The following is a 15,944-nucleotide window of genomic DNA, read 5'->3' on the forward strand; positions in this document are numbered from 1 at the left end:
CTTTAACCCTAAATATGTGTTTTTAGGCATTAAACTCTAGATAGTTTTCAGACATTGTGTAAAAAATGTTGAGGTTTACTTATCTGTATTAGCTGTATTTTAAATACATGATGATGTCAAAATACGGTCAACTAATTTAAAAATCTATAGGAATCCTATTTGACCTGGGAAAAACTGCTTTCCTATTTTCTGTTCCCTAACTAGACAAGTAAGTTGAGAAATCAAGGCGGACTACTATACACATCAACATATAGAGTAAACCAGTTGTTTGATTATGACTTATATTAAAAATGCCTTTCAAGAATTTTTCTTGACCCTGCCAGGTTTTGACCAATTGCCAGCCACAGAGATCAATAATTTATTAGAGCGAATCCAAGCATTTCGCTATCGGATTGGGCAAAAAATTATTAGCAAAGAAATAATTCCCGAACGGTTAACAATTATTTATGAAGGGCAGGTGCGGTTGTTGGGATTTGATCCCCAAACGCAAATGCCCAATACCCTGAAATTGATGCAACCAGGGGAAATTATTGGTGAAATTGGGTTATTGCGTCAGGTGGGTTGTGAAACAGCGATCGCTTCTACCGATGAAATGATCGGTTTAACCTTAGATGCTAGTGAATACTTGCGGCTGTTATCTACTTATCCTGCCTTTGCTAAAGCTCGTCAACAACCCACTCACCTAGTAGAAGTATTTGATATTCTGGCTTCACAGGTAGCAAACCAAGCCAGCGTCATCAATAATCTAGATGAATTAGCTCAACAAGCTTGGCAACAAGCCAAAATCCAATATCTTGCGCCAGGAAGAAATTACTTTCATCAACTAGATAAAGACAGCGTTTGGTTTGTCAGTAGCGGCACAATTAAAGAATTTCCCATTGGTTCTCGACTAGAACCGAAAGATGGACAAGAAACAATCATCGTCAGAGACGACTATCCGGCGCGATTACTGGGTTTAGCACCATCAGATTTATCATTTCTAGAAAGTAGTAGTCTTCAATCGCCATTGGCTATTAGTAGCAGCCCAAGCAACATCAGCACCACCCTAGAAATTCCCTACGCTGCCGAAGAAGACTATCCCCAGTCGTCAAAGTCCTCAGCTAATGTCCAAAAAAACCGCCAAAAATTCCCCTTTTTCGGTGGTAAAGGCGAATTAAATAGTACCTTTGCCTGCTTTCAAATGCTCACGAAGCATTTACAAATTCCCTTGCGGCGGGAAGTGGTGCGTCGCCTCTTATCTGAGCAAATCAAACGCCAAGGAACGATTTCTTTCCCAGCTTGTGCTTACATAGCAGAGTTAATTGGACTCAAAGCCAACTTAGTAGACATACCTGCAAGTGCAATTTCTCGCCTCCCCACACCAGCAATAGTGCGCTATGGCGATGGTTATGCGGTGTTATTCGCCGCCGATGCTCATCAGATAGTTTTAGCTGTACCATCCCAAGGGATAGTGCGCTGCAAACCCAGTCAGATAGTTGAACATTTAGAAGTTGTAGAAAATAGTTTTCCTCCCCAAGTCAGGGCATTACTATTAACTCATACCAAAGAAACACCACAAGAAAGGTTTGGCTTACGATGGTTTATTCCTTACTTGTTCCGTTATAAAAGGGTGCTGGCTGAAGTCTTTTTTGCATCATTTTTTGTACAGTTGGCACAGTTAGCTAACCCTCTAGTTATTCAGTTAATTATTGATAAAGTCATCGTCCAAAATAGCATCAGTACTCTAAATATTTTGGGGATGTTGTTGTTAGTAGTAGGGATATTTGAAGCTGTACTCACTACCTTAAGAACTTACTTATTTGTTGATACCACCAATCGGATTGATATGGGTTTAGGATCACAAATAATTGACCATTTATTAAGGCTACCACTGCGCTATTTTGAAAAGCGGCCTGTGGGTGAGTTGTCTACACGCATCAACGAATTAGAAAATATTCGGCAGTTTCTGACAGGTACAGCTTTAACAGTTGGTTTAGATGCCGTATTCTCGGTAGTTTATATCATTGTCATGCTGTTTTATAGTTGGCAGCTGACCTTGGTAGGTTTAGGTACAATTCCCATCTTTATAGTTATTACCTTAATTGCCTCCCCTACCGTTAGTAGACAGTTACGTAATAAAGCTGAACGCAACGCCTCCACTCAATCCTATTTAGTTGAGGTGATGTCTGGGATTCAAACAGTCAAGGCGCAAAATATCGAATTGCGATCGCGTTTTTCTTGGCAAGAGCGATATGCTCGTTATGTAGCGGCTGGATTTAAAACTGTTGTCACCTCCACCTTGGCTAACTCTACCGGTGACTTTCTCAATAAACTCAGTAGTTTATTAGTGTTGTGGGTGGGTGCTTATTTAGTCCTGCAAGGAGAATTAACCCTAGGGGAATTAATCGCCTTTAGAATCATCTCCGGTTATGTGACAGGCCCCATCTTACGCCTAGCTAGACTCTGGCAAAACTTCCAAGAAACAGCCTTATCTCTGGAAAGATTAAGCGATATTGTCGATACACCCCAAGAAGCAGAAATTGACCGCTATAATATCCCTCTACCAGAAATTCAAGGCTCTGTAAAATACGAAAACGTCTGCTTTAGATTTAATAGTGGCGGGCCATTGCAACTATCCAACGTCAACCTCGAAATTCCCCAAGGTAAATTTATCGGCATCGTTGGGCAAAGTGGCTCAGGCAAAAGTACGATGATGAAATTGCTACTACGGCTTTATGACGTAGAGTCCGGCAGAATTTTAATTGACGGTTACGACATCGCCAAAGTAGAACTATATTCCCTGCGTCGTCAAGTCGGTGTTGTTCCCCAAGAAACCCTGTTATTTGACGGTACAGTTCAAGAAAATATTGCCCTGACTAATCCCGATGCTACCACCGAAGAGATTATTGAAGCCGCGCGGATTGCTGCTGCCCATGAATTTATTATGACCTTACCGAACGGTTATAATACCAGAGTTGGAGAACGGGGTGCAGGGTTATCTGGTGGACAAAGACAAAGAATTGCGATCGCTCGTTCCATCCTCCAACGCCCAAAACTATTGGTTTTAGACGAAGCCACCAGCGCATTAGACTATCCCACCGAACGCCAAGTCTGCCTTAATCTCGCCAACGCCTTTAAAGGTAGTACAGTATTCTTTATTACCCACCGTCTCAACACCGTTAGTCATGCAGATGCGATCGTAGTCATGGATGCAGGCAAAATCATCGAACAAGGTAGCCATCAAGAACTGATGGCAGCAAAAGGTCATTATTTCTACTTATATCAACAACAAGAAGTGAATTTGTAGCCAGTCAAGTCGCTTCCCTCCAATTCAAAATTCAAAATTAAAGACAGCCACCCACTCATAGGCGGGGCTTGAACCCAACAAGCATTTTTCTTTCCTTCTGCCTTCTGCCCTCTGCCCTCTGCCTTTCTTTGTCAACCCTCAACAGTCAACCATTCCCAACTACTATGACTCAACTTAACGCTAATAATGGTAACGGCAAACAAGACAAAGCGATCGCCATCGATGCGCCAGTGATCACATCTGCTGCTAAGGGTAAAGATCAAGGATCAATTAAAAGCTACCATGAGGAATTTGACCAATCCGTTGTATTGCGTCAATCGCCTGTGTGGTCGCGTACTATCATGGTGACATTGATGGTATTAGCTTGTTTTGGGGTTACTTGGGCATATTTCGCCAAAATTGAACAAGTAGTACCCGCCACTGGTCAATTAAAACCAGAGGGAACAGTTAAAGAAGTACAATCACCAGTTAACGGAGTAGTCAAAGAAGTACATATCAAAGATGGCGATAAAGTCCTCAAAGGAGATTTATTAATCACCTTTGAAACCTCTGCAACTATTGCCCAATTAAATTCTTTAAATAAAATTCGCAGCACTTTAATTCAAGAAAATCAGTTATATCGTCAACTAATGAACTCTAGTTCAGGAATTAATTCGGAATTAGCATTTTCTAGAGTTAGATTGCCAAGAGATGCAGAATTTTTATTAAAAAGTCGGGTGGCTTTAGTTGGAGAAAATGAATTATTGCGTACTCAACTAAGAAACTCCATTACAGGTATAGGATTAGATCGTGATGAACAACAACAACTAGAAGTTGCTCAAACAGAACTAGATACCCGTGCCACTGCGGCACGCTTAGAAGTTGCCAAAATTGAAAAGCAACTATCTCAAACTAAAGTCAAACTCCAAGATACACAAGCAAGTTTGGCTATTCAACAGAAAATTTTAGATAAACTCAAAATCCTCTCAGAAGAAGGTGGCATTTCTCAGCTACAGTACCTCAACCAACAACAACAGGTACAAAACCTCACAGCAGAAGTAGAGCAATTAATTGAAGAAAAGAAACGCCTGGAATTTGATATAGAGAGAGGAAAACAACAAGCTTATAATACAGTTGCTGTTACTAATAAAAGCATTTTAGAAAAGATAGCAGATAATAAGCAACGTATTGCTGATATTGATAGCCAATTTATGAAAATTGTGCTAAATAACGAACAAAACCTAGCCGATGTCAATAGTAGAATTTCCCAAGCTCAGTTAGATTTAAAATATCAACAATTACGCGCCCCCGTCTCAGGAACTGTTTTTAATTTACAAGCAAAAAGCCCCGGTTTTGTGGCTAATCCCACCCAAAAAATCTTAGAAATTGTACCCAATGATAAATTTATCGCTGATATTTTTATCACCAATAAAGATATTGGTTTTGTCCGAAAAGGGATGAAAGCCGATGTCCGCATTGACTCATTCCCCTTTAGCGAATTTGGTGATATTAAAGGGGAATTAATTGATATTGGCTCAGATGCACTACCACCAGATCAAACATATCAGTTTTATAGATTCCCTGCCAGAATTAGCTTAGATAAGCAATATCTAGAAATTAAAGATAAAAAAATCGCTTTACAATCAGGTATGTCCCTGAGTGCTAACATCAAAGTAAGAGAAGAACGAACAGTAATGAGTTTATTTACTGAGTTGTTTACTAATCAAGTTGAGAGTTTGAAAAAAGTAAGATAGGGTAATTCGTAATTCGTAATTCGTAATTCGTAATTCCGCTACGCGGAAGGAAGCAACGGGCAACAGGGAAAACAACTGACTTTTCACGGCATCTCGAAAAACCCTCTCTAAAGACGCGGAGCGGCTACTCTACAAGAACGCTAAGAGCGAACTCGTTAGAGTACCTCTCCCCTACCAATGTAGAGACGTTTCATGAAACGTCTCTACATATTCCCCATTCCCTACCCAAGCCCTAAAAAACTGGGTTTCTGAACGAAAGATTAAGGTTTTAAGCTGAGGGATTTGCAAAAAACCCGGTTTTTAACCGAGGTGCAAGACAAGGGCGATCAAATTTTGTTACCAACGATATCTTAAATTCGCAAGCCCATAATTATTAAATCCCGTTCTACTCCATCTAGTTCTGCAACTTGGGGTAAATGTCCCCACTTTGTAAAGCCTAAAGATTGAAATAACTTTAAACTTGGTTGATTGTGAGCAAAAATAAACCCCAATAAAGTTTTTAAACCTAATTTGGGACTTTCATGAATTGCTGTAGCTAACAGTTGCTTTCCTAAGCCGCGCTGATGGAAAGGTGGGGCAATATAAATACTAATTTCAGCCGTTGCATGATAAGCTGGTCGTCCGTAAAATGATTGGAAACTCAGCCAACCAGCAATTACGCCATCTTGTTCGATTACCCATAAAGGACGTACATGAGGCGATCGCCCCTGAAACCAAGCGCGGCGACTTTCTACAGAAACAGGTTCTAAATCAGCAGTGGCAAGGCGGCTAGGAATTGCCGCATTATAAATTGCTACGATTGCAGATAAGTCAGTCTCATTCGCATGACGGATGGTCATTGCTGGGGTTTTCACGAAAATTTTGATCAAAGATTCACAAATAATACAGCTTTCATCACCATAATTCTATGTCTCCTACAGTAATTATCACAGGTGCTTCTCAAGGAATTGGTAAGGCAACAGCATTGTTATTTGCTCAAAAAGGTTACGATGTGGTTTTAGCGGCTCGGAACAGCGAACGTTTACAGGTGGTAGCGGCTGAGGTGCAAAAATTAGGGCAGAAAGCACTACCTATCCCTACAGATGTCAGCAAAGTTGAACAGGTAAACGATCTGATACAAAAAGCTTTAAATTTTTATCCTCACATTGATGTACTGGTGAATAATGCTGGTATCTGTATGACAGGGCCAATGGAATATACCTCATTGGCTGATTGGCAACAGATGATGGAGACAAATTTTTGGGCTTATCTGTACACAATTCAAGCTTTGTTACCTCATTTTCTCCAAAGAGGTATGGGAACAATAGTAAATGTGGGTTCTATCGGGGGGAAAGTTCCGTTACCTAATATGACTGCCTACTGTACCAGTAAATATGCAGTTACAGGTTTAACAGATACTTTACGCCTGGAATTAGAGCCAAAAGGTATTCATGTGTGTGCAGTACAACCCAGCATTACCAACAGCGATTTTATGGAGCGATCGCAATTTCGGGGTAAAGATGAACAAGAAGCGCAAAAGTATCGCCAGCAAATGAGCGATGTCTTAACTTCTCAAATAGCCAGTCAGCCGCAAGATGTAGCGCAAGCTATTTGGGATGTAGTGAAAAATCGCAAAGATGAGGCGATCGTTGGTTCAGGCTCAATTCTCGCCAATATTTACCGATTTTTTCCAGCTTTAACCCAACGACTGATGCAGCGATCGACATCAAATTAAATCAATTCGCAATTCACAATGGATTGTTGGTGCGTGACGCTATCAATCTCATGACTACGTTCAAATACTTTCGTAGCGTCACACACCCTACATAACTACTGCACCCACAAGGGGATGGAGTTTCCCGTTGCTTTCAATAAATCATCTTTTGGTTGTAATTTTGTCTTTTAAAATTATGCTCTAAATTAGAGAACTTACTAATTCATTTTTACCTATAGATAGAGTTAATCTTGATTGTCGGTCATTACCATTAATCAAGTGATTAATCTATTTTTTATGACTAAAAATTATCATGAACAGCAACAGAATGAATATACTTCTATAGATATTGAAATTTACCAATTTATCAATAAATTCAAAATTGGAGTTTGGTTTTTTGGTATTCCCTCTTGGATTTTTGGCATAACCGATAGAAGTATGGCAGCTTTTGCTGATGGTTATGTATCTCCTATAGAACTTGTACAATTGTTGATCACATCTTTCTTTTTTATAACTTGGCTGTATTTAAAACCAGCAGATAAATTTGATCAAAATATTGATATTAACGAAAATAAAGGATATTTGTGTCTATCTCAAGGACAGATAAAGAAAAGGCACATGATTAGTCAAGAGTATATTTTGCCTTTTCCTTATCTGTGTCAAATTTATCATCTTTTAAATCTCAAGCATTTAGAAACTGTTCACAATTTCAGTTTAAATAACTTGAAAGTTTTGAATGTTAGTGATTTTCAAACCACTAATATTGGTGGTGTCATCAAATTTGAAACCCTGTTAGATTCTCCTGTTAATCCTCTAAAAATTTGGAGACAGCCTGTAGTTGAAGTTGATTTAATATTACATAGTCCTCATACTATTGAATTAAGTATTCCAGTTTATAATAATAAAAGAATAATTGTCATATTTTATGCTTTTCCATTAACGGAGAAAGAACACCGATTATTTATAGAGATTTATAGTGACCTGAAATGGCCTAAACCAATATTGCAAATACTTTTGCATTTTGCTTCTTGCTTAACTCTCTTTGAAGATTTACCTTATCTGCGTAAGTTGGCTGAACTAGATATTGAGCGTTTATTTAAATTGAGTCGGTTATCAAAACAAGCGAATATGTTGCTGTTTAAAAGATTTGTGGAACTATATGGCTCAAGTCGAGAAAACATGAAATTAATTGAAGGTGGCGATTGAAAGGTTCGTAGTCAGGACTTCAGTCCTGATTGTTCTGACTACAGCGATCATATAACCTGCGGCGATCGCTAAGACTAAAAAACCGGGTTTCTGAACGAAAGATTAAGGTTTTAAGCTGAGGAATTTGAAGACTAAAAAACCGGGTTTCTGAACGAAAGATTAAGGTTTTAAGCTGAGGAATTTGCAAGAAACCCGGTTTTTAACCGAGGTGCAAGACTTTTTTCTCTGTTGAGAAACTGTTATGCTGAGAAAAATCAGTATAATCTCGCAATATTATTGTTAAATTATGGAAGCAGTAACATTAACAGCCGTAGGAACTGCGATCGCTACTATAGTTTTAACTAAGGCTTTAGAAAAAACAGGCGAAAAGCTGGGAGAAGCAGCAATAGAAAAAAGTAACGAGTTAATTGCAAAGCTACGCCAAAAAAATAAGCTGCCCTTATTAGCGAATACGTCAGAGGAAGACACACAGCAGCCGTTAGATTATGGTCAAGCTGTGTTGGAATTGAAAGCCGCAGCCGATAAAGATGACGATATTGCTCAATCGGTGCGCGAAGTAGAAGCCACAATCAATCAAGATAAATCCCCCAAAGCAGAGGAAATTCAAAAATTAGCCGCAGAAATTCAAGCGCAGCCAGCAGTTGTTAATAACTTTGCCAAGTTAGCAGAAAGTATCCAAGCTGAAAAAGGGGCAATGGTTGCCCAACAAATCACAATTGAGGAACAGCACAACACATACAACTGACTACAGTCGCCCGGACAGGAACGGGTAAAGTTAAATCCTGAAATACCGCAAAATTTACCCCTGAGTGGGGTAGTGAAATTTGTCGGACGTGATGAAGAACTGCAACAACTCCATCAACTTTTGCAGGAAAATAACCAAGTAGCCATTGCGGCTATTTTGGGAATGGGTGGACTGGGTAAAACAGAACTCGCCTTGCAATATGCCATGACACAGCGCGAAAACTACAAAGGTGGACTGTGCTGGTTACAGGCGAAAGTTGAGGATGTGGGGGTTCAAGTGGTGCGGTTTGCCAGAACTCAGCTTGATTTAAAGCCACCAGAAGAATTTGATTTACCTGAACAAGTACAATACTGCTGGCGGAATTGGCGTGAGGGTAATGTGCTGCTGGTGGTGGATGATGTTACAGATTACCAGCAAGTCAAACCTTACCTACAGGGCGTATCTTCCAGGTTTAAAGTGTTGATGACTACGCGCAAAAAGTTGGGTGCAGCTATCAAGCAATTACCTTTAGATGTATTACAACCAGATGCAGCCTTGGATTTGTTACGGTCTTTGCTAGCAGAAACACCAGGGCGAATTGAGAGAGAATTAGATGTAGCAAAACAGTTGTGTGAATGGCTGGGGTATTTGCCTTTGGGTTTAGAGTTGGTGGGGCGATATTTGGCGAAAAAACAAGATTTGTCCCTATCGAAAATGATGGGGCGATTAAAGCAAAAGCGACTAGAACAACCTGCAACTGTCAACCCAGAAGCCGATATGACAGCACAACGGGGAATAAAAGCCGCCTTTGAGTTGAGTTGGCAGGAATTAGCAGAGGATGATCAGTTCTTAGGCTGTGTACTCAGTTTATTTGCAGCCGCACCCATACCCTGGAACTTTGTAGAACAGTGTTTAACAGATAAAGATGAGGATGAGTTAGAAGAAATTCGGGATGATAAATTATTGAATCTGCATCTACTCCAGCGCAAAGGTGAAGGAATCTATCAACTACATCCCCTACTGCGGGAATTTTTCCAATCTAAGTTTACAGGTGTAGAACAAGCAGAGGAATTTAAGCGATCGTTTTGCGGTGTAATGTTAGCAGTTGCTAAAAAAATTCCTCATACTCCTACCCTTGAAGAAATTAACGCTGTTTCCTTTGCAATATCACACATAGCTGAAGTAGCAAACAATCTCATTCAATACCTCAGTGATGAAGATTTAATCTGGCCTTTCCTCGGCTTGAGTCGCTTCTATGCAGGACAAGGGTTATATACCCAAGCCGAACCTTGGAATCAACAGTGTTTATCAACAGTACAAAACCGCTTGGGAGACAATCATCCCTCAGTCGCCACCAGCCTCAACAACTTGGCATATCTCTACTATTCTCAAGGAAAGTACGACCAAGCCGAACCCCTGTATCTCCATGCTTTAGAACTTTTGAAACGTCTGCGGGGAGACAATCATCGTCATGTCGCCACCAGTCTCAACAACTTGGCATATCTCTACTATTCCCAAGGAAAATACGACCAAGCCGAACCCCTGTATCTTCAAGCTTTAGAACTCAGACAACGCCTGCTGGGAGACAATCATCCCGATGTCGCCACCAGCCTCAACAACTTGGCAAATCTCTACTATTCCCAAGGAAAGTACGACCAAGCCGAACCCCTGTATCTTCAAGCTTTAGAACTCAGACAACGCCTGCTGGGAAACAATCGCCCCGATGTCGCCACTAGCCTCAACAACTTGGCATTACTCTACAAATCTCAAGGAAAGTACGATCAAGCCGAACCCCTGTATCTCCAAACTTTAGAACTCAGACAACGCCTGTTGGGAGACAATCATCCCGATATCGCCCAAAGTCTCAACAACTTGGCAGGACTCTACCGTTCCCAAGGAAAGTACAACCAAGCCGAACCTCTGTTACTCCAAGCTTTAGAACTCAGACAACGCCTGCTGGGAGACAATCATCCCGATGTTGCCACTAGCTTCAACAACTTGGCATTACTCTACAAATCTCAAGGAAAGTACAACCAAGCCAAACCCCTATATCTCGAAGCTTTAGAACTCAGACAACGCCTGCTGGGAGACAATCATCCCGATGTCGCCAACAGCCTCAACAACTTGGCAAATCTCTACAATTCCCAAGGAAAGTACGACCAAGCCGAACCCCTGTTTCTCCAAGCTTTAGAACTCAGACAACGCCTGCTAGGAGGCAATCATCCCGATGTTGCCCAAAGCCTCAACAACTTGGCAAATCTCTACAATTCCCAAGGAAAGTACGACCAAGCCGAACCCCTGTATCTCCAAGCTTTGAATATTTGGGAGCAAAGTTTAGGAGCTAATCATCCTAATACTGTGACTTGTCGTGAGAATTTAGCAAATTTACGCGATTCTCTCTCATGAGAACACAAAAATTTACCTTCCCAACCTCATCAATCAAGCTTTTATCTCCAAGTTTCCTGTTTTGAACTCAAAGTTTCATGTTCAGAACCCGAACTTTCGTGTTGCAAACGAGAATGTTCCTGTTTTTAACTCAAGTATTCTTGTTTCCAGTGAGAACGTTCTTGTTCTAAACGAGAATGTTTCTGTTTCAAACGAGAATCTTCCTGTTTTCAGTGAAAATGTTCTTGCTGCAAAGGAGAATCTTCTAGTTCTGAGGTTGAATGATGGTGTTTTGAATATAGCACTTCTCGTTTGTATGCAATACACTGCTATAAAAAACTGACCTAAACTTAGTCAAACTAGGTTTAGATGTAGGTTGGGTTGAGGGACGAAACCCAACACCTCAAAGCCTTGTATATGTTGGGTTTCACTTCGTTCTACCCAACCTACGCATCTGGGAAACACCAAAAAATAAATTATCCCAAATTGATGGTTGGGTAGGGTGCGTCAGTATGAATAATTTCTGAGTATAGTTAGGTTCTATCGCACTGACGCACCCTACAATTTGGATATTTTTTTATCTGGAAGTCCCCTGCGCTACTGTTTGTGAGAAATGCGGCTTTACTCCCCTTCCCTTGTAGGGAAGGGGTTGGGGGTTAGGTCTGTATCTGACTGAATCACCGCAAACGCTGATTCTAACGCCTGTATGCGGCTTTCCACCTGATGAATTTGGGCTGACAAGGTGAAAGAGGACTCATGGTTATGCTGACAGAATCGCTGCAAGTCAAGCTGGGTAATGCGCCGTTCCACTTGTCCACGGGTAACGACTATCCAAACATGACGATGATGTGCGATCGCATCTTCTACTATAGATTCAATTGCTAGGGCAGCTGTTACCCCGATACTAGGAACTTCACTCAAATCTAAAACTAGTGCATGATAGTTCTGCACCATTAACACCCTGCGGGAAAGACTTTTAGCTGCCCCAAAGCTCATTGGCCCTCCCAATTTCAGCAGTAAAATCTCCCCTGCCGCTTGGGTGAGGATTTCTTGCTCAGTGGGAGTAAGATTATGATTTCCTGTAGAGTCAGTAATAACTTGAATATTATCACTTTGAACATCGGTTAAGCGTTTAATTGTCAGTACATTGGCAATAAACGCGCCTACTAGTACCGCCGTAATTAAATCTACAAATACCGTTAAAAATAACACCAAGTACATTAATCCCGTACCTTTCAAAGAAAGACGGGGCGCACGTTTGATAAATCCCCAATCGAGAATATCAATACCTACCTTTAATAACAGTCCCGCCAACACTGCATTAGGAATCTGTGCTGTTAATGGACTTGCCCAAAACACAACTAACAGCAGTACCAAAGCATGAATCATCCCAGATAAGGGTGTTTTCCCCCCAGCTTGGACATTGACAACTGTCCGCATGGTTGCGCCTGCACCGGGTAATCCGCCAAATAACCCCGCTAACATATTGCCAATTCCTTGCCCTATTAATTCCTTGTCAGAATCATGCTGAGTACGGGAAATATTATCAGCTACCAAGGAAGTTAACAGCGAATCTATCGATCCCAACACCCCTAACATCAACCCATACCTGAGCATATCTGCTAACTCGCGGAGATTAAAGGTAGGCTTGTGGAAAGTGGGGAATCCGCTAGGAATCTTCCCAATGCGTGCTATATTGGCATCTTTGAATACCACCACTGAAATAATTGTTACCGCCACCAATGCTAATAAAGGGGACGGGATAATCCGATTTAGTTTGGGTGGAGCAGCGAAGACAATGATCAAAGTCAGCAATCCCAGCCCGACAGCCACCCAGTTAGGATTACTTAGGTAGGCGGGTAGTTTTTGCAGAGTTGTGACTACGCCACCCGTGCCGGCATAACCCAACAAGGGGGGTAATTGGAGGAAAATGATAATTACACCAATCCCTGACATGAAGCCAGAAATGACGGTGTAGGGCAGGAGGGTGATATATTGTCCCAGACGCATCACCCCAAACAGGATTTGCATTAGTCCGCCCAACATGACAACGGTAAATGCAATTTCTAACCCCGTATCGGGATAACGCCCCATCAAGGTAGCAATCACGGTTGTTACTACCACAGTCATTGGCCCTGTGGGGCCAGAAACTTGGGCTGGTGTTCCCCCAAACAGAGCCGCAAAAAAGCCGACGATGATCGCGCCATAAAGTCCGGCGATCGCTCCTGCACGGGAAGCGACACCAAAGGCTAGGGCTAAGGGTAGAGCCACAATCGCCGCAGTTAAGCCCCCAAATAGATCGCCGCGCCAATTGCGAAAGTGAATTTTGTTGATAGGGTTAATGGACACCGCATTATTACTCTCAATTAGAATTTTTGATCAACGAAAGACCAGTACGGGAATATTGCTGCTGCGTAGAATTTGAGTTGTGGTGCTACCAATAATCAAATGACGAATGCGGCTATGTCCGTAAGCCCCCATCATCAGTAAATTAATGTTGTTTTCTTGCACATATCGAGCGATCGCTTTTTCTGGTTCACCTTCTAGGAGGCTACAAATCGGCTCAAATCTAGCTTTTTGCAACCATTGTTTAGCTTCATTCAGTCTTGTAGATGCTGTTTGTTCTGAGTTACTTTTAGCTACGGTCAGTAAATGTACTTCTAAACTTTGAAAGACAGGATAATCTACTAAAAATTCTAGTATTTTCTTCCCAGTTAAACTAGCATCATACGTTACTAAAATGCGATCAATTATTTTAAATTCGCGGGGAGTAACTAAGCACGGCTTACTACTACTACGAATAATCCGATCTAAATTTGCCCCTAAATGTCCCGATGCAAAATCTGCGGCTTCTCCCCGTTTACCTAAAACAATTAAGTCATGATTCTCTGCAAATTCATGAAAACAATCTACTAAAAATCCTGTTTTATTCGTTAACTTAAAATCTTCTATACCCTCAGCTTTAAGAGTTGCGGCAGCATTTTGTAAAATCAATTTTGCCCGTTGATTATTCAACTTGGCTTTTTCATGTTCTAAGTTAACTAAATCATGCAGTAATTGTTCTGAAGCTCCCAGCCCAATGCTACCACTTAAGTTACCAGTAGAAACTACTTTTTGGCTGCGAATATCAGTGACAAATAAAACATTAATTTTGGCTTGGAATTGACTAGCAAACCAAGCTCCATATCGATATACATTTTCAGCATAAGCTGAACCATCAGTACAAAGTAAAATATTTTTCATGGTGGTTTTAGCCCCTGTTAAGCAAAGGATGTAAAGGCAATCTACTGTTTATTCACAGCATCAGATTTTTGATGGGGTGCTAATTTATTTAGCAAGGTAGCACTCGCTGCATTCAGCCCAATTAATTTTACTTCTGCCCCATTGCGGCGAAATTTTAATACAGCTCTATCAAGTACCTCTACAGCCCCTTGATCCCAGAGATGAGCATGAGTTAAATCAATAGTGACGCGCTCCACCAGTTCTGTAAAATCAAAAAATCCGAGAAATTCATCTCTAGATAAAAAGAAAATTTGTCCCGCTACTTTATAGATGCGATGTGTACCATCTTCACTTAGCACTTTATCGACAAATACCAATTGAGCAATCTTGTTAGAGAAAAATACTGTACTCATAACGATACCTGTGACTACACCAAGGGCAAAATTACGGGTGAAGATTGTCACAAACATCGTCGTTAACATCACAGCCGTTTCCGTGCGGGGAATGCGGGGGATATTTTTAAAAGATGTCCAGCGAAATGTCCCAATTGACACCATAATCATTACAGCGACTAATGCGGCCATGGGCATTTGTTTCACCCAATCCTGTAAAAATAAAATGGCAATTAATAGGAACACTCCAGCCGCCAGGGTTGATAATCTCCCCCTGCCGCCAGATTGGACATTAATCACCGATTGCCCAATCATCCCACATCCAGCCATGCCCCCAAAAAATGCCGTAACTATATTTGCAATCCCTTGCCCTTTAGCTTCTTGATTTTTATCGCTGGGGGTATCTGTGAGTTCATCTACTAGTGAAGCGGTTAAGAATGAAGCCAACAAACCCACGATCGCCAATGTTAAAGAATAAGGCAGAATAATCTTTAATGTTTCTAGAGTTAACGGCACTTGGGGCAAAGCAAAACTTGGTAATGCAGTCGGTAACTCTCCCATATCCCCCACTCTGGGAACTTTTAGCTTGAGTGCGATCGCAGCTATAGTCATCACCGCCAACGCCACTAAGGGAGAGGGAACTGCTTTAGTAAAACGCGGCAGAATGTAAATAATCCCCAAGGAAAGGAGAGTCAATATATATACAGTCGGGGGAACATTCGTCAGTTGGGGTAACTGGGCGAGGAAAATTAACACCGCTAGGGCATTAATATAACCAATCATCACCGCCCTAGGCACAAATCTCATTTGACGGCCTAGTTGCAGGAATCCAAACACAACTTGAAAGACCCCGGTTAACAACGTGGCGGCGAATAAATACTGCAAATCATGATTTTTGACTAAATCAATCATCAACAAAGCCATCGCCCCTGTAGCGGCGGAAATTGACCCAGGCCTACCGCCTAAAAAGGCTGTCATGACGGCGATAATAAATGAGGCATATAGCCCCACTTTGGGATCAACCCCAGCAATAATTGAAAAGGCGATCGCCTCTGGAATGAGTGCTAGTCCCACAACTGCACCCGCCATAATGTCTCGCTGAGTGTTAAAAAACCACTCTCGCCTCAAAATTGTTCGGTTCAATTTTCCTCCTATCTCCGCTTATTTATCGAAAGTTGGCAGTGTGTAATTCACACCTAAAATAGCCCATTTGTCAATTTAATTTAGTAATTAATAATTCGTAATTTCCTGTTGTAAGCTGCTCTGATTACGAATTAACGCCGTGTCCAAGTTTCTCTCAAAC

Annotated in this window: 10 protein-coding genes; 6 read left to right on the forward strand and 4 right to left on the reverse strand. The window is 41.3% G+C overall.

Features of this window, described 5'->3' with window-relative positions:
- The first annotated feature begins 274 nt into the window (after positions 1 to 274).
- Both ACPZ3T_RS18315 and ACPZ3T_RS18320 read left to right on the forward strand, forming a co-directional pair.
- The gene (locus ACPZ3T_RS18315) at positions 275 to 3,286 is read left to right on the forward strand and encodes a peptidase domain-containing ABC transporter (RefSeq protein ID WP_490270903.1); all 3,012 of its coding nucleotides are present in this window, start codon (positions 275 to 277) and stop codon (positions 3,284 to 3,286) included.
- A gap of 164 nt (positions 3,287 to 3,450) precedes the next feature.
- The gene (locus tag ACPZ3T_RS18320; protein WP_490270904.1) at positions 3,451 to 5,019 is read left to right on the forward strand and encodes a beta-barrel domain-containing protein; all 1,569 of its coding nucleotides are present in this window, start codon (positions 3,451 to 3,453) and stop codon (positions 5,017 to 5,019) included.
- Positions 5,020 to 5,369: 350 nt separating this feature from the next.
- Here the strand turns inward: ACPZ3T_RS18320 and ACPZ3T_RS18325 are convergent, their stop codons facing one another.
- Complete coding sequence (locus tag ACPZ3T_RS18325) at positions 5,370 to 5,858, reverse strand: GNAT family N-acetyltransferase (RefSeq protein ID WP_490277264.1); 489 nt, start codon at positions 5,856 to 5,858, stop codon at positions 5,370 to 5,372.
- 68 nt (positions 5,859 to 5,926) lie between these two features.
- On the opposite strand from ACPZ3T_RS18325, the gene ACPZ3T_RS18330 reads away from it, so the two are divergent.
- From ACPZ3T_RS18330 to ACPZ3T_RS18345, 4 genes are all read left to right on the forward strand, one after another.
- Positions 5,927 to 6,733: an SDR family NAD(P)-dependent oxidoreductase gene (locus tag ACPZ3T_RS18330; RefSeq protein WP_490270905.1), complete on the forward strand. Its 807-nt coding sequence runs from the start codon at positions 5,927 to 5,929 to the stop codon at positions 6,731 to 6,733.
- A 276-nt stretch (positions 6,734 to 7,009) separates the two neighbouring features.
- Positions 7,010 to 7,918, forward strand: a complete 909-nt coding sequence (locus ACPZ3T_RS18335) for a hypothetical protein (protein WP_490277265.1) — start codon at positions 7,010 to 7,012, stop codon at positions 7,916 to 7,918.
- A gap of 286 nt (positions 7,919 to 8,204) precedes the next feature.
- Positions 8,205 to 8,663 (forward strand): hypothetical protein, encoded by a 459-nt coding sequence (locus tag ACPZ3T_RS18340; protein WP_490270906.1) that lies wholly within the window; start codon positions 8,205 to 8,207, stop codon positions 8,661 to 8,663.
- A 72-nt stretch (positions 8,664 to 8,735) separates the two neighbouring features.
- Positions 8,736 to 11,048, forward strand: coding sequence for a tetratricopeptide repeat protein (locus ACPZ3T_RS18345; RefSeq protein WP_490270907.1), 2,313 nt, complete (start codon positions 8,736 to 8,738; stop codon positions 11,046 to 11,048).
- Between the two features lie 600 nt (positions 11,049 to 11,648).
- On the opposite strand, the gene ACPZ3T_RS18350 is transcribed toward ACPZ3T_RS18345, so the two are convergent.
- The 3 genes from ACPZ3T_RS18350 to ACPZ3T_RS18360 are packed head-to-tail and all read right to left on the reverse strand — an operon-like array spanning position 11,649 to position 15,730.
- On the reverse strand, positions 11,649 to 13,370 hold the full coding sequence (locus tag ACPZ3T_RS18350; protein ID WP_490277266.1) for a SulP family inorganic anion transporter: 1,722 nt from the start codon (positions 13,368 to 13,370) through the stop codon (positions 11,649 to 11,651).
- A 36-nt stretch (positions 13,371 to 13,406) separates the two neighbouring features.
- Positions 13,407 to 14,270, reverse strand: coding sequence for a universal stress protein (locus ACPZ3T_RS18355; protein ID WP_490270908.1), 864 nt, complete (start codon positions 14,268 to 14,270; stop codon positions 13,407 to 13,409).
- Positions 14,271 to 14,311: 41 nt separating this feature from the next.
- Positions 14,312 to 15,730, reverse strand: a complete 1,419-nt coding sequence (locus tag ACPZ3T_RS18360) for a SulP family inorganic anion transporter (protein ID WP_490277267.1) — start codon at positions 15,728 to 15,730, stop codon at positions 14,312 to 14,314.
- Between the last annotated feature and the right edge of the window lie 214 nt (positions 15,731 to 15,944).

Source organism: Aliinostoc maniaoense, assembly GCF_058172895.1.